We start from the raw sequence: 17,533 nt of genomic DNA, 5'->3' as shown, positions 1-17,533 counted from the left end.
AGCATCATGCCTTGACCGCTCCAGAGCCTAGGCTGTGGGTATGTCCGTCCACATCACCCGCGTCTACACCAAGGTCGGCGACAACGGCACCACCGCCCTCGGCGACGGCACCCGCGTCCCCAAGACCTCCCCCCGCCTGGCCGCCTACGCGGACGTGGACGAGGCCAACGCCGCCATCGGCCTGGTCCTGGCGCTCGGCAACCCGGCCCCCGAGGTCGCCGCCGTCCTGCGCGCGGTGCAGAACGACCTGTTCGACGTCGGCGCCGACCTGTGCACCCCGATCGCCGAGAACCCCCCGTACGAGCCCCTGCGCATCACCGAGCCGTACATCACCCGCCTTGAGGGCTGGATCGACGAGTTCAACGCCCGCCTGCCCAAGCTCAACTCCTTCATCCTCCCCGGCGGCACCCCGGCCGCCGCCTTCCTCCACCAGGCCCGCACCGTCACCCGCCGCGCCGAACGCCACGCCTGGGCCCAACTGGAAGCCGAACCCACCACGACGAACACCCTGGCGGCCAAGTACCTCAACCGCCTCTCCGACCTCCTCTTCGTCCTCGGCCGCACCGCCAACCCCGACGGCGACGTCCTCTGGCAGCCGGGAGCAGGTCGCTAGCAGGCGACCCGCTTTCCGCATCGCGGTATTCACTCCCCGGGGTTCCGCCGATATTCAGCTGTGCGCATGAGTGCCGCACCCGAACGAAGATCGGCGCAGGTCCCGCCCCGACGGACATCGACACCATTGTCGAATTAGCGCGCAGGCTGCTCGTATTCGCGCATCAATTGGCTCCGGTCATCGTCAGGGCTCCTAGCTTTCCCTTTCACCCTTTCACTCTGTGCATCGGACCGCGGACGCAGGGTTATTCGGCCTACGTTTGCGCAGGGAGACGGTGAGGAGTGATCACATGGAGCTGTGGCTGCCGCCGGGGGTGGAATGCCCGCATCCGTCCGGGGCTCTCCTGTGGTCGTTCGGCTCCAGGCCTGCGCCGCGGTTGGCGGTGCTGTGCCAGCGGTGCTGCGCGGCGTGGGATGAGCGGTCGGTGCCGGGGGTCGTGATCGACCGGTTGCGCGTGCTGCTCGACGAGGGCAGGTACGTCCGGGTCGACGGAAGGGAGCCGTTGGGGTGAGCAGCCCAGGAGCCGTGCGGATGGACGTGTGCGCCCAGTGCTCGGCCACGGCGCACGTGTGGTCCGCGGCCGTCGAGCAGACGATCGACGCCGGGGGCTTCTCGTTCGTGATCAGCTCGCGGCGGTGCGTCTGCACGCTGTGCGCCTGCTCGGCGGTGCTGTCCTCGGCCGTCTCGGTGCGGGCGGGTACCTAGGAAGCCCGGGGGCACGCGGCGACCGGGAAGGGGCCTACGAAGCTCAGGGGCACGCGGCGGCCGGGCGAGGTCCCAGAAAGCCCAGGGGCACGCGGCGACCGGGAGGGGGCCTAGGAGGCCCAGGGCAGGCGGCGGCCGGGTGGGGCGCTCTCCAGCCAGGAGAGGAAGCCCGTCAGGGTGTCCGGGCCCATCGCGATCTCGTAGCGGGTCTCGCCCAGGGTCACCCTGAGCACGCGCGCCCCCAGCGGCACCAGCGGGATCTCCGCGCGCTGCGGGTCGCGGCGCTCGGCGATCTCCAGGCGGTCGCGGCGGATCACCAGGTTGGGTCCGGCGCGCAGGCTGAAGGCGCGGAACCAGGCGAACTCGTCGCCCTGGTAGCGGCCGACGCCGAGGTGCCAGCCCTTGCCCGAGTCGTCGACGCGGGTGCGGATGGACACGTGCACCCCGCCCATCCGCAGCAGGCGGACGCGGCGCAGGACGAGCAGGAGGAGGGCGAGCAGGACCGCGGCCAGCGCCAGGACCACCGCGTCGCTGATGTCCACCCCGGCCGCCTCCCCGCTCGTCAGCGTCGCATCAGGCCGCTGAGTCCGCGGCGCGCAGGCGGGCGGCGGCTCGGGCGCGGGCGTCGGCGTCCTCGGCCTGCAGGTCGCGGCGGGCCGCGTCGACGTCGATCTCGCCGGAGAGCTCGGCCGACTCGGCCAGGATGCTGACGTTGTCGGCGTTGACCGAGAGGAAGCCGCCGTGCACCGCGGCGGTGATGGTCTCGCCGTCGGTGGTCGTGATCTTGACGACGCCGCCTTCGACCAGGGCGCCGAGCACCGGCTCGTGCCCGGCCATCAGGCCGATCTCGCCCTCGGTGGTCTGCGCGACGACGAACGACGCGGTGCCCGACCACAGGCGGCGTTCCACGGCGACCAGCTGGACGGACATCTCAGCCACGGGTCTCTCCTTCGGCTCGCGGTTAACGCGGAGTCTAGTCGGCCGCCGGACCGGCGTCCGAGGCCACCCGGGGTCGCTCGCCCCGGGGCCGGAGCACGGGGGGCCGGTGTCCACAGCGGACACCGGCCCCCCGACGCGCCGGACCTTACTTCTTGCCGGTCAGCTGCTGGTACTTGCGCTCCAGGTCGTCCAGGCCGCCGATGGACAGGAAGGCCTGCTCCGGAACGTGGTCGTAGTCGCCCTTGGCCACCTTGTCGAAGGCCTCGATCGTGTCGGCGACCTTGACGAAGGAGCCCTCCTCGCCGGTGAACTTCTGCGCGACGAAGAAGTTCTGCGACAGGAACCGCTCGATGCGGCGGGCCCGGTTCACCGTCACCTTGTCCTCTTCGGACAGCTCGTCCATGCCGAGGATGGCGATGATGTCCTGCAGCTCCTTGTACTTCTGCAGGATCCGCTTGACCTCCTGGGCCACCCGGTAGTGCTCCTCGCCGACGATGGCCGGGTCGAGGATGCGGGAGGAGGAGGTCAGCGGGTCGACCGCCGGGTAGATGCCCTTCTGGGAGATCGGACGGGAGAGCTCCGTCGTCGCGTCCAGGTGGGCGAAGGTGGTCGCCGGGGCCGGGTCGGTGTAGTCGTCCGCGGGGACGTAGATCGCCTGCATCGAGGTGATCGAGCGGCCCCGGGTCGAGGTGATGCGCTCCTGCAGCTCGCCCATCTCGTCGGCCAGGGTCGGCTGGTAGCCGACCGCCGAGGGCATGCGGCCCAGCAGGGTCGACACCTCGGAACCGGCCTGGGTGAACCGGAAGATGTTGTCGATGAACAGCAGCACGTCCTGGTTCTGCACGTCGCGGAAGTACTCCGCCATCGTCAGCGCGGACAGGGCGACGCGCATGCGGGTGCCCGGCGGCTCGTCCATCTGGCCGAACACCAGCGCGGTGTCCGGGAGCACGCCCATCTCCTCCATCTCCAGGAAGAGGTCGGTGCCCTCACGGGTCCGCTCGCCGACGCCGGCGAACACCGAGGTGCCACCGAAGTTGCGGGCGATACGGGTGATCATCTCCTGGATGAGCACCGTCTTGCCGACGCCCGCGCCGCCGAACAGGCCGATCTTGCCGCCCTCGACGTACGGGGTGAGCAGGTCCAGGACCTTGACGCCGGTCTCCAGCATCTTGGTCTTGCCCTCGAGCTGGTCGAAGGCCGGGGGCTTGCGGTGGATGGCCCAGCGCTCGGCGTCCGCGGCGTGGCCCGGCTTGTCCAGGCAGTCGCCGAGGGCGTTGAACACGTGGCCCTTGACCGCGTCGCCGACGGGCACGGAGATGGCCTCGCCGGTGTCGGTCACCGGGGTGCCGCGCACCAGGCCGTCCTGCGGCTGCATGCAGATGGTGCGGACCAGGTTGTCACCCAGGTGCTGGGCGACCTCCAGGGTCAGCGTCTTGCGCAGCGCCTCGAAGGTGACCTCGGCCTTGAGGGCGTTGTAGAGGTCGGGCACGGAGTCGCGCGGGAACTCGACGTCGACGACCGGACCGATGACCCGGACGACGCGCCCGACGGCGTTCTTGGTTTCCTGAATGGCAGTCATGGCTTAGTCATCACTTCCTGCGGCTGCGGCGAGAGCCTCCACACCGCCGACGATCTCGCTGATCTCCTGGGTGATCTGCGCCTGGCGAACCTGGTTGGCCACGCGGGTGAAGCTGCGCACCAGCTCGTCGGCGTTGTCCGTCGCCGACTTCATCGCGGTGCGCCGGGCCGCCGACTCCGACGCCGCCGATTCCAGCAGGGCGGCGTAGATGCGGGTGTTGATGTACTTCGGGAGCAGGTCGTCCAGCAGCTTCTCCGGACCCGGCTCGAAGGAGTAGGCCGACTTCAGGTCCTTGCGGGCCGCGGCCGCCTCCTCCTCGGTGGAGTACTCCAGGACCATCGGGGCGATGCGCTTGGCCTGGGGCTTCTGCGACAGCATCGAGACGAACTCGGTGTAGACGATGTGCAGCTCGTCCACGCCCAGCACGCCGTCGGGCCCGGGGTCGTCGCCGACGTCGTCGGCGCCCTGGAGGAACGCCTTGACGACGGTCTCGCCCGCCGCGGCCGCGTCGGCGTAGGAGGGCTTCTCGGAGAAGCCCGTCCACGACTCGGTGACCTTGCGCTGGCGGAACCGGTAGAAGTTCAGGCCCTTGCGCCCGATCACGAACAGCACCGGGGTCTTGCCCTGCTCGCGCAGCAGCGACTGCAGCTCCTCGGCCGCGCGCAGCACGTTGGCGTTGTAGCCGCCGCACAGGCCGCGGTCGCTGGTCACCACGATCACGCCAGCCCGCTTGGGCTGCGGGCGCTCGGTCAGCAGCGGCGTGTCCACGTTGGCCACGCCGCCCGCCAGCAGGCTGAGCACCTTGGTGATCTCGTCGGAGTACGGCTTGGACTGCTCGACCCTCGCCTGCGCCTTGCTGATCCGCGAGGTGGCGATCAGCTCCTGCGCCTTGAAGATCTTCTTGAACGACTGCGCGGACTTGATCCGCGCGCGGATCTCACGGAGTTGGGCCATAGCGCGTCACTTCTTCGGCGCGGTCTTGGCGACCTTGACGGTCTCCTGGCCGACCGCGCCCGCGTCCATGGCCTCCGCCGCCGCCTCGTTCACCACGACCGGGGAGCCGTCGGAGGCGCGGAAGCCCCGCTTGAACTCCTCGATGGCCGCGACCAGGCGCTCGGTGTTCTCGTCGGTGAGCTTGCCGGTGGTGCGGATCTCGTCGAGGATGCCCGCGTTGCGGTGGCGCACGTTCTCCAGCAGCTCGGCCTCGAAGCGGCGCACGTCGGCGACCGGCACCGAGTCCAGGTAGCCCTTGGTGCCGACGAAGATGGAGACGACCTGCTCCTCGACCGGCATCGGCTGGTACTGGCCCTGCTTGAGCAGCTCCATCATCCGGGTGCCGCGCTCCAGCTGGGCCTTGGAGGTGGCGTCGAGGTCGGAGGCGAAGGCGGCGAACGCCTCCAGCTCGCGGTACTGGGCCAGCTCCAGGCGCAGCGTGCCGGAGATGCTCTTCATCGCCTTGGTCTGCGCGGCGCCGCCGACCCGGGACACCGAGGTGCCGACGTTGACCGCGGGGCGCTGGCCGGAGTTGAACAGGTCCGACTCCAGGAAGCACTGGCCGTCGGTGATGGAGATGACGTTGGTGGGGATGTAGGCCGAGATGTCGTTGGCCTTGGTCTCGATGATCGGCAGGCCGGTCATCGAGCCGCCGCCCTCGGCGTCGGAGAGCTTCGCGCAGCGCTCCAGCAGGCGCGAGTGCAAGTAGAAGACGTCGCCGGGGTAGGCCTCGCGGCCCGGCGGGCGGCGCAGCAGCAGCGAGATCGCGCGGTAGGCCTCGGCCTGCTTGGTCAGGTCGTCGAAGATGATCAGGACGTGCTTGCCCTGGTACATCCAGTGCTGGCCGATGGCCGAGCCGGTGTAGGGGGCCAGCCACTTGTAGCCAGCGGAGTCCGAGGCCGGGGCGGCGACGATGGTGGTGTACTCCATCGCGCCCGCGTCCTCCAGCGCGGACTTGACGCCCGCGATGGTGGAGCCCTTCTGGCCGACCGCGACGTAGATGCAGCGCACCTGCTGCTTCGGGTCGCCGGTGGCCCACGCCTTCTTCTGGTTGATGATCGTGTCGACGCAGACCGCGGTCTTGCCGGTCTTGCGGTCGCCGATGATCAGCTGGCGCTGGCCGCGGCCGATCGGGGTCATCGAGTCGATGGCCTTGATGCCGGTCTGCATCGGCTCGCCGACCGGCTGGCGCTGCACGACGGTGGGCGCCTGCAGCTCCAGGGCGCGCACGTCCTCGGCGGTGATCTCGCCGAGGCCGTCGATCGGGTTGCCCAGCGGGTCCACCACGCGGCCGAGGAAGCCGTCGCCGACCGGGACCGAGAGGACGCGGCCGGTGCGCTTGACCTCCTGGCCCTCCTCGATCTTGTTGTAGTCGCCGAGGATGGCGGCGCCGATCTCGCGCGCGTCGAGGTTCAGCGCGACACCGAGCACGCCGCCGGGGAACTCCAGCAGCTCGTTGGCCATGGCCGAGGGCAGGCCCTCCACGTGGGCGATGCCGTCGCCGGTGTCGGCCACGACGCCGACTTCCTCCCGGTTGACATCCGGGGAGTAGCTGGAGACGTAGTTTTCGATCGCATTGCGGATCTCGTCCGACGAGATCGTCAGCTCCGCCATTGGGGTTTCCTGCTCTCGCTTCGTATCTGGGTGGAAAGTTCTTAGGCGGCGAACCGGCGCCGCAGTGCGTCGAGCCTGCCCGCCACGCTGCCGTCGATGACCTCGTCGCCGACCCGCACGACCATGCCGCCCTGCAGGCCGGGGTCGACCTCCAGGTGCAGCGCGATGGGCCGGGCGTAGATCCGCTGCAGCGCGGTCGCCAGGCGCTCCTGCTGCTCGGCCGAGAGCGCGGCGGCCGAGATGACGTGCGCCACCGAGCGCTCCCGGCGCTTGGCCGCCTCCGCCGCCAGCGCCTCCAGGCCGGACACGACGTCGCGCCCGCGCGGCTGGCCGACCAGGTTCTCCACCAGCGCCACCGTGGTGGCGTCGGTCTTGCCCTCGATCAGGCCCCGGATCAGGGCGAGCTTGCCCGCCTTGTCCGCCGCGCGGTTGGACAGCACCTGCTCCAGCTCGGTCTGGGCGGCGATGATGCGGCCGAGCCGGAACAGCTCGTCCTCCACCGCGTCCAGCCGACCGGCGCGCTCGGCGCGGACCAGCAGCGCGGTCGTGCCCAGCGCCTCCAGCCCGTCGACCAGCTCCCGCGGGCTCGACCAGCGCGCGGCCACCGCCGCGGCCACCACGTCGAGCGCGCCGTCACCGATCTTGCCGCCCAGCAGCCCCCGGACCAGCCGCTCGCGGTCCGCGGGGTCGGTGGAGTGGTCGGCCAGCGCCCTGCGCAGGCCGATCTCCCGGTCGAGCAGGCCGACGACCGCGAACAGCTGCTCGCCGAGGTCGTCGGTGGCGGCGCCCTCAAGGGTGTCGAGCAGCTTGAGCTCGACGGCGGCCAGGGCTTCCCGGCTCGCAGCTTGCAATGCCATCGACTGTTGCCCCTCTTACTTGTTCGCGGGAGCGGAAACCGAGTCCAGCTCGGACAGGAAGCGGTCGACGGTGCCCCGCCGCCGCGCCTCGTCCTCGAGGGACTCGCCGACGATCCGACCGGCCAGGGCCACGGCCTGCCGACCGAGGTCGGCCCGCAGCTCGGCGACGATCTGCGCGCGCTGCGCGGCCAGCCGCGCCTCGCCCTGGGCGACGATGCGCGCCGCTTCCTCCTGGGCCTGCGCCCGCAGCTCTTCCTTGATCAGCTCGGCCTCGGCCCGCGCGTCGTCGCGGATGCGCGCCGACTCCGCCCGCGCCTCGGCCAGCTGCGCCTGGTACTGCTGCAGCGCGGCCTCGGCGTCGGCCTGGGCCTGCTCGGCCTTCTTGATGCCACCCTCGATCTTCTCGGTCCGCTCCGCGTAGAGCTTCTCGAACCGCGGCGCCACGAACTTGGCGATGACCCAGAGGAGCAGCAGGAACGAGATCAGGCCGAGGATGATCTCGGACACGTGCGGGATGACGGGGTTCGGCGCGCCTTCCGCCGCAAGGATCATGGTGTCGAGCACCGTCGACTCCTCCCTTCGCCCGACGGCGAGAATCAGCCGCCCGACGCGATGAAGTAGATGACGATGCCGAACAGCGCGAGCACCTCGACCAGGGCGAAGGTGGTCCACGCGATGTTCATGAGCTTGCCCTGGGCCTCAGGCTGGCGCGCGGTGCCGTTGATGACCGCGGCCCAGATCAGACCGACGCCGATACCGGGGCCGATCGCGCCGAGGCCGTAGCCGATCGCAGCCAGGCCGGGGTTGATGCCAGCCGAGACGGCTTCCTGGGCGAGAACAACTGCGCTCACTTGTGGTTCCCTTTCAAACTCGGTCCGCGGGAGTCCCGCGGATCGGGGTCTTTGGTGGTGTTCGCTAGTGGTCCGCCGACAGGGCGGCACCGATGTAGTTGGCGGCCAGCAGGGCGAAGATGTACGCCTGCAGGACCTGGATCAGGGCTTCGAGGAACGTCAGCAGGATCGCGAAGGCGAAGCTGACCACCGACACCGCCTTGAGCGCCCCACCCGCGTGCAGCAGCAGGTACTCGCCTGCCAGGGTGAAGACCAGCAGCAGCAGGTGGCCTGCGAACATCGCCGCGAACACCCGCAGCGCCAGCGTGATCGGGTTCACCACGAACTTGGTCAGGAACTCGATCGGGATCAGCAGCGGCAGCACGAAGCCCGGCGCGCCCGCGGGCACGCACTGGTTCTTCAGGTACTTCACGAAGCCGTGCCTGCGGAAGCCGACGAAGTGGTACACCGGGTAGACCACGAACAACGACAGCGCCAACGGGAAGCCGAAGTGCGACATCGTCGGGAACTGGATCACCGGGATGATGCCGAAGATGTTGTTCACCAGGATGAACGTGAACAGCGACAGCACCAGCGGCACGAACGGCCGGAAGTCGTGCGAGCCGATCTGCTCGCGGGCGATGTTGTTGCGGCCGAAATCGAAGACCGACTCGGCGGCGAACTGCAGCTTTCCGGGAACGACCGACATCTTCCGGGTGGCGATCAGGAAGAATCCCGCGATGATGACCACCGAAAGCACGACGAGCAGCATCGGCTTGGTGACGAAAGTACCCTCGCCGAAGATCGGACCCAGGTCGAAGTCCTTTGCGCCGGGGGCGACGAACTCGCCTCCCTGTGCTACCGACAGCGCGCCCACTGGGCTCCTTCCGGTTCCCCCGGGCAGGCAGGTGCGCGCCGGGGAATCGTCACGATCGTGCTCAACCTACCCGACGCGAATCGGACACCCGCAGGTGCGGCCACCCTGTCGGGCGACCACCGCCCCACCACCCTCGCGCCCACGCGCGAATCGGGGGTCTGACCTGGTCGGAGTTGAGCTGGACGGGCTCCCTCGACATGGCAGCGCCGCCGCTTGGGGCGGACCTTACCAGCACGTCACCGACAGCCGTACGGGCGTACTCGGTAGCGGCAACGGGCTAGCGCGCGGTTACGGATCGTTGCGATTTGCCCGGGATTGTCACGGCAGGCCCAACAGCTGCCGACGAACTCGCGTCCGGGCACGGGCCAACTGGTAACACCGGGATCATCGCCGACCCTGTGACCTTGCGCACGGGAGACCCTACGCGGGCCGATCGGCGCACTGCAGGCAGTCCGGCCATTGCCGGTTGCCCTGGCCCGACCGGGGTCAGGAAACTCCTACCCGAACCCCGGACCCACCAGCGAGGAGCCCGCATGCCTGAGCCGGACCCGCGGACCGGAATAGCCCGCATTTACGACCGCCTATACCCGGCGGGCCCGAAGGTCGACGCGATCGTCGCATTCCTGGCCGAGCTGTGCGGCCCGGGCGGGCGGGCGCTGGAGCTGGGGGTCGGGACCGGGCGGGTGGCGGTGCCGCTGGCCGAGCGCGGCGTCGCCGTGCACGGGATCGACATCGATCCGGAGATGCTGGCGGTGCTCAAGGGCAGGCCCGGCGGGGACGCGGTGGCCGCGGTGCTCGGCGACTTCACCACCGACGTCGTCGGCCGCGACTTCAACGTCATCGTGCTGGCGGTGAACACGCTGTTCGCCGTGCCCACCCAGGAGGCCCAGCTCGCCGCGCTGGCGCTGGCCGCCGAGCAGCTCGCCGACGACGGCAGGCTGGTGCTGGAGCACTTCGACCCGAACGTCCTCTACCGCCAGCAGAACCCGATGATGACCATGCGCGCGCTGTCGGAGTCCTCGGTCCTCTACTACACGACGGTGGCCGACTTCCCGAACCAAGGCCTGACCGCGGAGTTCGCCGTGCACGACGATTCCGGCGTGCACACGGCCGAGGAGTCCGGGCGCTACATCTGGCCGTCGGAGCTGGACCTGATGGCCCGCCTCGCGGGGCTGCGCCGGGTCGAGCGCTACGGCGGCTGGGCGCGCCAGCCGGTGCCCGCCGAGCCGGTCGTGCTGGTCTCGATCTACGCCAAGGCCTAGGCCGCGTCCTTCTCCTCGATGATCAGCGTCGGCGTCTTGGTCTTCTTGAAGGCGCGCATCTCCGCGCCCGCGGCGACCAGGATGACCGCCATCATCGTGATGGCGACCGACATCGAGTGCAGGCCGTCGATGCCCTTGAGCAGCGTCATCACCACGAACAGGATGACGATCTTGCCGACGTACCCGGCCAGGGCCATCGCCATGACCATCATCGGCTCCAGCGCGCGGGTGCGGAGCATGAGCATGACGGTGCCCATCGCCGACGCGGTGGCGATCACGCCGCCGACCAGGGCGCCGACCAGGCCGGGCAGCCCGACCCAGATCAGGGCGACCACCAGGGCGACCGCGACCGTGGCGCCGCAGGCGATCATGATGTCGCGCGCCATGCGGGCGGCGAGCACGCGCACCGACTCGGCGTGCGTGGTCGGCTGGGTCTCGGTGGCCATGCGCCCAGTCTAGGCGTGGCTCACTTGGAGCGGCGCACGGACGGCAGGAAGGACACCGCCGAGGCCACCACGACCGCTCCGACGAGGCCGAAGGTGACCGCCAGCGGGTCGAACATGGTGACCGCGACCGCGCCGAAGGCGATGACGCCGACCCACAGGTAGATGAGCAGCACCGCGCGGCGCTGGGAGTGGCCGAAGGACAGCAGCCGGTGGTGCAGGTGCATCTTGTCCGGGGCGAACGGGCTCTCCCCCCGCCACGTGCGCCGGACGATGGCCATGAGCAGGTCCAGGATCGGCACGAACAGCACGGCGGCGACGATGACCAGCGGGGAGAGCACCGCCAGGGTCTCGCTGGCCCCCCACAGCGCCGGGTTCCCGCGGCCGGACGCGGAGGTGGACGCCGCGGCCAGCAGCAGGCCGATGAGCATGGAGCCGGTGTCGCCCATGAAGATCCGCGCGGGCTGGAAGTTGTGCGGCAGGAAGCCCAGGCACGCGCCCGCGAGCGTCGCGGCGATCAGGGCGGGCGGGTAGTTGTTGATGTCGCCGCCGGACTGGTCGAGCAGGTGCAGGCTGAACGCCAGGGTCGCCGCGGCGGCGATCATGCCGATGCCCGCCGCGAGGCCGTCGAGGCCGTCGACGAAGTTCATGGCGTTGACCAGGGCCACGGCCAGCAGGATGGTCAGCAGCCCGCCCTGGTTCTGGTCGAGCACCAGCACCGAGCCGTTGCCGTCGGCCCCGCCGCCCCAGGGCACCCACAGGATGAACCACTGGATGCCGAAGAGGACCAGGATGCCCGCGCTGGTGGTCTGGCCCGCCAGCTTGGTCAGCGAGTCCAGCTCGAAGCGGTCGTCGAGCATGCCCAGCAGCACGATGAGCCCGCCGCCGACGAGCACCGCGACCGGGTCGAGGGTGAAGTCGAAGGCGCGGCGCAGCAGGGGCAGCTGGTGGGCCAGCAGCATGCCGCCGCAGACCCCCAGGTACATCGCCAGCCCGCCCATGCGCGGGATCGGCACCACGTGCACGTCCCGCGAGCGGGGGTAGGCCACCGCGCCGATGCGGATGGCGAACACCCGGACCAGCCCCGTGGACAGGAAGGTGATCACGGCGCTGATCAGCGCGACCAGCAGGTACTCCCGGACCGGCAGGCCCGCGGCGGCGTAGCCACTGGGCGGCATGGCAGGCTCGCTTCTCCAGCTCGGGCGGGGGTTACCTGGCGGACCGCACCGGCGCGCCGAGGACCTCGGCCACCGCGTCGGCGCCGACCGCGCCCTCCCGCAGGATCACCGGCTCGTCCCCGGTGAGATCGACGATCGTGGACGGGACGGGGTCGCCGCACGGGCCCCCGTCGAGGTAGACGCTGACCTGCCCGCCCAGCTGGTCCAGCGCGTCCTGCGCGTTGTTGGGGGCCGGGTGGCCGGTGCGGTTGGCGCTGGAGACGGCCATCGGGCCGACCTCGCGCAGCAGCTCCAGCGCCACCGGGTGCAGCGGCATCCGCAGCATGACGGTGCCGCCGGTGCGCCCGAGGTCCCAGGACAGCGACGGGGCGTGCGGCAGCACGATGGACAGGTCGCCCGGCCAGAACGCCTCGACCAGCGCGCGGGCCTGCGGCGGCACGGACAGCACGAGCCCGTCCAGGGTCGTCCACGAGCCGACGAGCACGCCCACCGGCATGTCCGGGCCGCGGCCCTTGGCGCCGAGCAGGTGCACGACGGAATCGGCGGAGAAGGCGTCGCAGCCGATGCCGTAGACGGTGTCGGTGGGGATCACGACCAGCTGACCGGCGCGCACGGCGGCGGCCGCGGCGGCGAGCCCGTCCGCGCGCTCCTGCGCGACCGAGCAGTCGAAGACCATGCTCACCCCCAAGACCCTATCCCCCGGCCGGACCGGTGATCCGCCGCCCCTTGGCCTGCCGGTCGGCCACCACCCGCCAGTTCTGCCTGCGGAAGCGCAGCACGATCAGGGCCAGCAGGACCGCCCCGACGAGCACCCCGGCCACCACCACCGCCACGTTGCCCGCCAAGCCGCCCATCGCCACCAGCAGCAGGCCGAGCGAGGCCGCCAGCACCGCGAGGCTGACCGCGATGCCCTCGGGCTCCCAGCGCCACCGCCGCGCCGCGGCCACCTCGGCGCGCAGCCGCAGCGCGCCGCGGCGCAGCTCCGGGTCGTCGACGTCGAGGTCGATGATGCGGTTGGCGGCCCGCTCGCACAGGCGCACCTGCTCGCCGCTGGTGAAGACCAGCACGTCGTCGCCGGTGCGGGTGCGGGCCTGGTCGGCCACCGAGCACCAGGTGCTGGCCAGGTAGTAGCGCAGCACCGGGTCGTCGGTCCCGGCGAAGCGCTCCTCCAGCTCCGCGGCGGCCACGCGCGCCGACCCCGCGGCCACCAGGGCCTGGGAGCGGCCGAGCACCGGCAGCGGGTCCTGCGGGTCGACCCGCGCGGCGCGCTGGTAGCGGCGCAGCGCGGCCCGCCAGCGGCCCCTGGCGAGCAGGACGTCGCCGATGCCCACCTCGTCGTGCGGGTGCACGCGCAGCTCCCCCGCGCTGCGGAACTCGCGCAGCGCGGTGTCCAGCTCGCCCGCGACCAGCGCGGCCCGCCCGCGCGCGGCGTGCCCGCCCGCCTCGGCCGGGTCGGCGGCCGGGGCCAGCCGCCACTTCTCGATCACGTCCTGCCAGGTTCGTAGCATTGGATCACCCGGGTCGGCACGCTACTCTCGGTAGGCCCCGCCGCCCGCAGGCGGACGTCCGATGACAGGAGTCCCCACGAGCCACCGACCCCAGCGCACCGGGTTCCAGCTCAGCTCGCGCAGGCTGGCATCCGTCCTCGTCACGGCCTACGTCGCGGTCAGCGCGCTGCTGGGGGCCACGCTGCTGGCCGCGCCGCCGGGGCCGACGGCGTCGAGCGGCCCGCAGGCGACCTACAGCTTCGCGCCGAGCCCGACGTCGAGGGGGGACTTCCCCAGACCGCGCCCGCCCACACCCAGCCCGTCGATGGTGGCGCTGCCGATCCCGGAGGGCTACCAGCGGGTCGTGGGCCCGGGCGGGCTGGTCACGACGGTGCCCGACGGCTGGACGATCACCCGCTCGACCGGCCCCGGCGCGGTCCAGGCCACCGACCCGGCCGACCCCAACCGCTTCGTGCGCTACGGCGGCGCGCCGCCGCCCGCCGCGTCGCTGAACCAGTCCCATGTGGACTACGCCGCCGCGTTCGGCAGGGCCAAGCCCGGCTACCGGCCGATCCGCCTGGACGCGGTCACCTACCGCGGCATGCCCGCCGTCGAGTGGGAGTTCTCCCACGACGACCCGGCAGGCAGGCGCCAGGCGAAGTCGCTGTACTGGCGCACTGGGGGCGTCGAGTTCTTCATCTACGCGGCCTCCACGGCCGACCGGTGGGCCGAGACCGAGCCCATCTACCGCACGATGATGGCCAACGCTACGCCCTGACCGCGGTGGCGAAGCGCGGCCTGCCCGCCAGGTCGCGGTGCTCGGCGACGTCGGCGAGCACCGAGCGGGCGGCCAGCAGCGCGGGCACGGCCTCGGCGTGGGTGTCGTCGTGCTCGATGGCGACCGAGCCGCCCAGGCGCAGCAGGCGGGCGGCGAGGGCGACGACCGGGCGGATGACGTCGAGGCCGTCGGCCCCGCCGAAGACGGCCTGGTGCGGGTCGTGGTCGGCCACCTCGGGCGGGACCGCGGTGCCCTCGGGGACGTAGGGCGGGTTGCAGAGCACCAGGTCGACGCGGCCGTCGAGGTCGGCGAGCAGGTCGGGGGCGGCGACGTCGCCCGCGACCAGGGTGATGGGGGTGTCACCGGCGGCGGCGCGGGCGTCGGCGTTGCGCCGCGCCCAGGCCAGGGCGGCGGGATCGCGCTCGACGGCGTGCACTGCGGCGTCCGGGCGGGCGGCGGCGTAGGCCAGCGCGAGGGCGCCGGAGCCGGTGCACAGGTCCACCACGAGGGGGTTGGACGTGCCCGCGGTCGCCTTGAGGCCCCACTCCAGCAGCAGCTCGGTCTCCGGCCGCGGCACGAACACCCCCGGCCCGACCTGCAGGTCGACGACGCCCATCGGCGCGCTGCCGATGATGTGCTGCAACGGCTCCCGCCCCGCCCGCCGCGCGACCAGCCCGGCCAGCGCGTCGACCACCTCGCGGTCCACCAGCGGCACCAACGCCAACCGCCCCCGCTCGACCCCGACGACATGCGCGGCCAACAACTCCGCATCCACCCGCGGCGACCCGACCCCGGCCCGCGCGAGGATGCGCTCGGCGTCGAGGATGGCCAGGCGGAGCGGCTGCCGGTTCATACCCCCAGCTTCGCACGCACCCGGTCACCGGGGCGAAACGCCACTCACCAGCTCGACCAGCCGCACCGAGCACGACCAGGCAGGGCAGCGGGCGCTCGGCGGCGGGATGGTCCAGGGCGACCACCGGTCCACCGCGGGCCGTGAAGGCGATCGGCGCCCTTGGGGCTCGTGGACCATCGGGAGCACGGCGGCCTCGCCGCGGTGCAGGACGCCGAGTGGCGCTGCCGCCTGCGGGAGGTCGCCGGGCGAGCGGCTGGTGGCTGCGGATGCGGTCGGGCTGCGCGGCGGGTCAGCTGGGCTGCTGGGTGGCCATGCGCTCGGCGCGGTCGGCGGCGATGAGGGCGTCGAGGACGCCGTCGAGGTCGCCTTCCAGGACGGCGTCGAGGTTGTGGGCCTTGTAGCCGACGCGGTGGTCGGAGATGCGGTTCTCCGGGAAGTTGTAGGTCCGCACGCGCTCGGAGCGGTCGACGGTGCGGATCTGGCTGCGGCGGGCGTCGCTGGCGCGGGCGGCGGCCTCCTCCTCGGCCAGGGCGAGCAGGCGGGCGCGCAGGACCTGCATGGCGCGGGCCTTGTTCTGCAGCTGCGAGCGCTCGTTCTGGCAGGAGACGACGATGCCGGTCGGCAGGTGCGTGATGCGCACCGCCGAGTCGGTGGTGTTGACGCTCTGGCCGCCCTTGCCCGAGGAGCGGTAGACGTCCACGCGCAGGTCCTTGTCCGGGATCTCGCCCAGCTCGGCGGCCTCCTCGGCCTCCGGGTAGACCAGCACGCCCGCCGCGGAGGTGTGGATGCGGCCCTGGGACTCGGTGACGGGCACGCGCTGCACGCGGTGCACGCCGCCCTCCCACTTCAGCCGGGCCCAGACGCCCTCGGGGTCGGTGCCGCTGCTCTTGATGACGACCGTGGCGTCCTTGATGCCGCCGAGGTCGGAGTCGGTGGCGTCGAGGATCTCCGACTTCCAGCCGTGGCGCTCGGCGTAGCGCAGGTACATGCGCAGGAGGTCGCCCGCGAACAGGGCGGACTCCTCGCCGCCCTCGCCGGACTTGACCTCCAGCACCACGTCGGCGCCGTCGTGCGGGTCGCGGGGCAGCAGCAGCTCGGTCAGCCGGGACTGCAGCTCGGGGATGCGCCGGGCCAGCTCGTCGGCCTCGGCGGCGAAGGTGTCGTCCTCGCGGGCCAGCTCGCGGGCGGCCTCCAGGTCCTCGCGGGCGGTCTCCAGCTCGCGCATGGTGCGGATGACCGGGGTCAGCTCGGCGTAGCGGCGGCCCAGCTTGCGCACGCGGTCCTGGTCGGCGTGGATGCCGGGGTCGGCCAGCGCCGCCTCCAGCTCCTCGTACTCCCGCACCCGCTCCGCCAGCTGCGACGCATCCACTGTCGTTCCTCCCTCGGCTCTGCTTCCCCGGACACGGCGACGGCGCCCGGCCCCGGGTCGGGGCGGGCGCCGTCGGCGAAGCTACTTCGCGGCCTTGGTGCGCTTGCCGTACCGCGCCTCGAAGCGCGCGACGCGGCCGCCGGTGTCCAGGATCTTCTGCTTGCCGGTGTAGAACGGGTGGCAAGCCGAGCAGACCTCGACGGTGATGTTCCCCGACTTCTTGGTGCTGCGCGTGGTGAAGCTGTTCCCACAGCCGCAGTGCACCTCGGTGGGGACGTACTCGGGGTGAATGCCGTTCTTCATTGGTCGCCTTCCTCAGGATGGCCGCCGGGTCCTCGCGGGAGGTGAACCGGAGCCGGACTTCGACCTGACAGTCTGCCAGACGCTCTGCGTGCAACACCCGGCCGGGTACAGCTATTCCACTCACCTCCGCCCAGCAACCACTCGCCGCGCGTGATCGCCCACTCACCGACGGTTGCGCGACTGGGCCATTCAGCCGCCGCAAACTGTCCAAGTGCTCTGCGTCGTGGACAGGCCGCTTTCGGTGACCGCGTGGCTCGCGGCTCCCCTGGTGTTCGCCGCGGCCGTGCTGGGGATAACGGCGCTGTGCGGCCTCCTGGTCGCCGCGCCGTGGCCGGTGGCGGTGTCCAGCGGCCTCGCGGGGGCGACGACGGCGATCGCGGCGGTGCTGGCGGAGGCGGTGGGCTGGCGGTCGCGGCGGCAGCGGGTGGTGCTGTCGGTCGCGTATCCGGTGGGCCTGCTGGTGAGCGGACTCCTGCTGGACGGCGTCATCCTGCCGACTTGGCTGGTATTGGGCCTGGGGGCGACTGCGATGACGACGCTGCTTCGGTTGCTGTGGCGGCGGGGGCAGAAGCGGTGAGGCGCGCGGCGGCGCTGGGGTGCCTCTCGGAGGGCTGGGCCTCTCAGAGAGCTGACTTTCGTTCGAGGGGCTGGGGGCGCCTCTCGGTGAGTGGCGGTGGTTGTGCGGTGGGTGGCGGGGGCGTGGGTGGTTGCTGACGGGTGAGTCGTGCGGAGTGTGGTTGCGCGATGTGCGTTGTGGGTCCGATGGGGTGAATTCGCCTTCGTGGGGCCCCTAAGCGAAGCACCGCTGGGCGTGGAGAAGGGCGGAGCGGGCAGGCCCGTCCACGCCCGGCGA

The 17,533-nt window shown here is 71.7% G+C and carries 22 protein-coding genes; 6 read left to right on the top strand and 16 right to left on the bottom strand.

Features of this window, described 5'->3' with window-relative positions; genetic code table 11:
• The first annotated feature begins 40 nt into the window (after nt 1-40).
• From ACWEPX_RS12485 to ACWEPX_RS12475, 3 genes are all read left to right on the top strand, one after another.
• Complete coding sequence (locus ACWEPX_RS12485; protein WP_451897236.1) at nt 41-613, top strand: cob(I)yrinic acid a,c-diamide adenosyltransferase; 573 nt, start codon at nt 41-43, stop codon at nt 611-613.
• A gap of 289 nt (nt 614-902) precedes the next feature.
• On the top strand, nt 903-1,124 hold the full coding sequence (locus ACWEPX_RS12480) for a hypothetical protein (protein WP_451897235.1): 222 nt from the start codon (nt 903-905) through the stop codon (nt 1,122-1,124).
• Entirely contained in the window at nt 1,121-1,318 is a 198-nt protein-coding gene (locus tag ACWEPX_RS12475; RefSeq protein ID WP_451897234.1) for a hypothetical protein, read from the top strand. The genes ACWEPX_RS12480 and ACWEPX_RS12475 overlap by 4 nt, the downstream gene beginning before the upstream one ends.
• 110 nt (nt 1,319-1,428) lie before the next feature.
• On the opposite strand, the gene ACWEPX_RS12470 is transcribed toward ACWEPX_RS12475, so the two are convergent.
• The 9 genes from ACWEPX_RS12470 to atpB form a co-directional block, all read right to left on the bottom strand.
• A complete protein-coding gene (locus ACWEPX_RS12470) occupies nt 1,429-1,860 on the bottom strand; it encodes a DUF2550 domain-containing protein (protein ID WP_451897233.1) in 432 nt (143 codons plus the stop codon).
• Nucleotides 1,861-1,891: 31 nt separating this feature from the next.
• The gene (locus ACWEPX_RS12465) at nt 1,892-2,257 is read right to left on the bottom strand and encodes a F0F1 ATP synthase subunit epsilon (protein ID WP_451897232.1); all 366 of its coding nucleotides are present in this window, start codon (nt 2,255-2,257) and stop codon (nt 1,892-1,894) included.
• Between the two features lie 145 nt (nt 2,258-2,402).
• Nucleotides 2,403-3,836: a F0F1 ATP synthase subunit beta gene (gene atpD / locus ACWEPX_RS12460; RefSeq protein WP_451897231.1), complete on the bottom strand. Its 1,434-nt coding sequence runs from the start codon at nt 3,834-3,836 to the stop codon at nt 2,403-2,405.
• Nucleotides 3,837-3,839: 3 nt separating this feature from the next.
• On the bottom strand, nt 3,840-4,790 hold the full coding sequence (locus ACWEPX_RS12455; RefSeq protein WP_451897230.1) for a F0F1 ATP synthase subunit gamma: 951 nt from the start codon (nt 4,788-4,790) through the stop codon (nt 3,840-3,842).
• Nucleotides 4,791-4,796: 6 nt separating this feature from the next.
• A complete protein-coding gene (gene atpA / locus ACWEPX_RS12450) occupies nt 4,797-6,443 on the bottom strand; it encodes a F0F1 ATP synthase subunit alpha (RefSeq protein WP_451897229.1) in 1,647 nt (548 codons plus the stop codon).
• A gap of 41 nt (nt 6,444-6,484) precedes the next feature.
• Nucleotides 6,485-7,300 (bottom strand): F0F1 ATP synthase subunit delta, encoded by an 816-nt coding sequence (locus tag ACWEPX_RS12445; RefSeq protein ID WP_451897228.1) that lies wholly within the window; start codon nt 7,298-7,300, stop codon nt 6,485-6,487.
• 15 nt (nt 7,301-7,315) lie between these two features.
• Entirely contained in the window at nt 7,316-7,852 is a 537-nt protein-coding gene (locus tag ACWEPX_RS12440) for a F0F1 ATP synthase subunit B (RefSeq protein ID WP_451897487.1), read from the bottom strand.
• A 44-nt stretch (nt 7,853-7,896) separates the two neighbouring features.
• Nucleotides 7,897-8,151: an ATP F0F1 synthase subunit C gene (locus tag ACWEPX_RS12435; protein ID WP_451897227.1), complete on the bottom strand. Its 255-nt coding sequence runs from the start codon at nt 8,149-8,151 to the stop codon at nt 7,897-7,899.
• A 64-nt stretch (nt 8,152-8,215) separates the two neighbouring features.
• Nucleotides 8,216-9,007, bottom strand: coding sequence for a F0F1 ATP synthase subunit A (atpB, locus tag ACWEPX_RS12430; protein ID WP_451897226.1), 792 nt, complete (start codon nt 9,005-9,007; stop codon nt 8,216-8,218).
• A 533-nt stretch (nt 9,008-9,540) separates the two neighbouring features.
• Here atpB and ACWEPX_RS12425 point away from each other — a divergent pair.
• On the top strand, nt 9,541-10,269 hold the full coding sequence (locus tag ACWEPX_RS12425) for a class I SAM-dependent methyltransferase (protein WP_451897225.1): 729 nt from the start codon (nt 9,541-9,543) through the stop codon (nt 10,267-10,269).
• On the opposite strand, the gene ACWEPX_RS12420 is transcribed toward ACWEPX_RS12425, so the two are convergent.
• The 4 genes from ACWEPX_RS12420 to ACWEPX_RS12405 are packed head-to-tail and all read right to left on the bottom strand — an operon-like array spanning nt 10,266 to nt 13,398.
• Entirely contained in the window at nt 10,266-10,715 is a 450-nt protein-coding gene (locus tag ACWEPX_RS12420; protein WP_451897224.1) for a hypothetical protein, read from the bottom strand. The genes ACWEPX_RS12425 and ACWEPX_RS12420 overlap by 4 nt on opposite strands.
• A gap of 20 nt (nt 10,716-10,735) precedes the next feature.
• On the bottom strand, nt 10,736-11,890 hold the full coding sequence (locus ACWEPX_RS12415; RefSeq protein ID WP_451897223.1) for a glycosyltransferase family 4 protein: 1,155 nt from the start codon (nt 11,888-11,890) through the stop codon (nt 10,736-10,738).
• Between the two features lie 31 nt (nt 11,891-11,921).
• Nucleotides 11,922-12,572, bottom strand: coding sequence for an L-threonylcarbamoyladenylate synthase (locus ACWEPX_RS12410; protein WP_451897222.1), 651 nt, complete (start codon nt 12,570-12,572; stop codon nt 11,922-11,924).
• Between the two features lie 10 nt (nt 12,573-12,582).
• Nucleotides 12,583-13,398, bottom strand: coding sequence for a tetratricopeptide repeat protein (locus tag ACWEPX_RS12405; RefSeq protein WP_451897221.1), 816 nt, complete (start codon nt 13,396-13,398; stop codon nt 12,583-12,585).
• A 61-nt stretch (nt 13,399-13,459) separates the two neighbouring features.
• On the opposite strand from ACWEPX_RS12405, the gene ACWEPX_RS12400 reads away from it, so the two are divergent.
• Nucleotides 13,460-14,155, top strand: a complete 696-nt coding sequence (locus tag ACWEPX_RS12400) for a hypothetical protein (protein WP_451897220.1) — start codon at nt 13,460-13,462, stop codon at nt 14,153-14,155.
• On the opposite strand, the gene prmC is transcribed toward ACWEPX_RS12400, so the two are convergent.
• The 3 genes from prmC to rpmE all read right to left on the bottom strand — a co-directional run bounded on the left by prmC (nt 14,145) and on the right by rpmE (nt 16,680).
• Entirely contained in the window at nt 14,145-15,008 is an 864-nt protein-coding gene (gene prmC / locus ACWEPX_RS12395; RefSeq protein ID WP_451897219.1) for a peptide chain release factor N(5)-glutamine methyltransferase, read from the bottom strand. The two genes, ACWEPX_RS12400 and prmC, sit on opposite strands and share 11 nt — an antisense overlap.
• A gap of 289 nt (nt 15,009-15,297) precedes the next feature.
• Nucleotides 15,298-16,377 (bottom strand): peptide chain release factor 1, encoded by a 1,080-nt coding sequence (gene prfA, locus ACWEPX_RS12390; protein WP_451897218.1) that lies wholly within the window; start codon nt 16,375-16,377, stop codon nt 15,298-15,300.
• A gap of 81 nt (nt 16,378-16,458) precedes the next feature.
• Complete coding sequence (gene rpmE / locus ACWEPX_RS12385; protein WP_451897217.1) at nt 16,459-16,680, bottom strand: 50S ribosomal protein L31; 222 nt, start codon at nt 16,678-16,680, stop codon at nt 16,459-16,461.
• A 241-nt stretch (nt 16,681-16,921) separates the two neighbouring features.
• Here rpmE and ACWEPX_RS12380 point away from each other — a divergent pair, with 241 nt between their 5' ends.
• Complete coding sequence (locus ACWEPX_RS12380; RefSeq protein WP_451897216.1) at nt 16,922-17,257, top strand: hypothetical protein; 336 nt, start codon at nt 16,922-16,924, stop codon at nt 17,255-17,257.
• The last annotated feature ends 276 nt before the right edge of the window (nt 17,258-17,533 follow it).

The sequence above is a fragment of the Actinokineospora sp. NPDC004072 genome (assembly GCF_053604195.1).
This window is presented reverse-complemented; position numbering and strand designations above follow the sequence as displayed.

What these genes read in the sequence shown, in the direction of transcription:
- ACWEPX_RS12485 (WP_451897236.1), top strand. Translation starts at nt 41, where the DNA reads ATGTCCGTCCACATCACCCGCGTCTACACCAAGGTCGGCGACAACGGC.
- ACWEPX_RS12480 (WP_451897235.1), top strand. Translation starts at nt 903, where the DNA reads ATGGAGCTGTGGCTGCCGCCGGGGGTGGAATGCCCGCATCCGTCCGGG.
- atpD (WP_451897231.1), bottom strand. Translation starts at nt 3,836, where the DNA reads ATGACTGCCATTCAGGAAACCAAGAACGCCGTCGGGCGCGTCGTCCGG.
- ACWEPX_RS12455 (WP_451897230.1), bottom strand. Translation starts at nt 4,790, where the DNA reads ATGGCCCAACTCCGTGAGATCCGCGCGCGGATCAAGTCCGCGCAGTCG.
- atpA (WP_451897229.1), bottom strand. Translation starts at nt 6,443, where the DNA reads ATGGCGGAGCTGACGATCTCGTCGGACGAGATCCGCAATGCGATCGAA.
- ACWEPX_RS12445 (WP_451897228.1), bottom strand. Translation starts at nt 7,300, where the DNA reads ATGGCATTGCAAGCTGCGAGCCGGGAAGCCCTGGCCGCCGTCGAGCTC.
- ACWEPX_RS12440 (WP_451897487.1), bottom strand. Translation starts at nt 7,852, where the DNA reads ATGATCCTTGCGGCGGAAGGCGCGCCGAACCCCGTCATCCCGCACGTG.
- ACWEPX_RS12425 (WP_451897225.1), top strand. Translation starts at nt 9,541, where the DNA reads ATGCCTGAGCCGGACCCGCGGACCGGAATAGCCCGCATTTACGACCGC.
- ACWEPX_RS12420 (WP_451897224.1), bottom strand. Translation starts at nt 10,715, where the DNA reads ATGGCCACCGAGACCCAGCCGACCACGCACGCCGAGTCGGTGCGCGTG.
- ACWEPX_RS12415 (WP_451897223.1), bottom strand. Translation starts at nt 11,890, where the DNA reads ATGCCGCCCAGTGGCTACGCCGCCGCGGGCCTGCCGGTCCGGGAGTAC.
- ACWEPX_RS12405 (WP_451897221.1), bottom strand. Translation starts at nt 13,398, where the DNA reads ATGCTACGAACCTGGCAGGACGTGATCGAGAAGTGGCGGCTGGCCCCG.
- ACWEPX_RS12400 (WP_451897220.1), top strand. Translation starts at nt 13,460, where the DNA reads ATGACAGGAGTCCCCACGAGCCACCGACCCCAGCGCACCGGGTTCCAG.
- prmC (WP_451897219.1), bottom strand. Translation starts at nt 15,008, where the DNA reads ATGAACCGGCAGCCGCTCCGCCTGGCCATCCTCGACGCCGAGCGCATC.
- rpmE (WP_451897217.1), bottom strand. Translation starts at nt 16,680, where the DNA reads ATGAAGAACGGCATTCACCCCGAGTACGTCCCCACCGAGGTGCACTGC.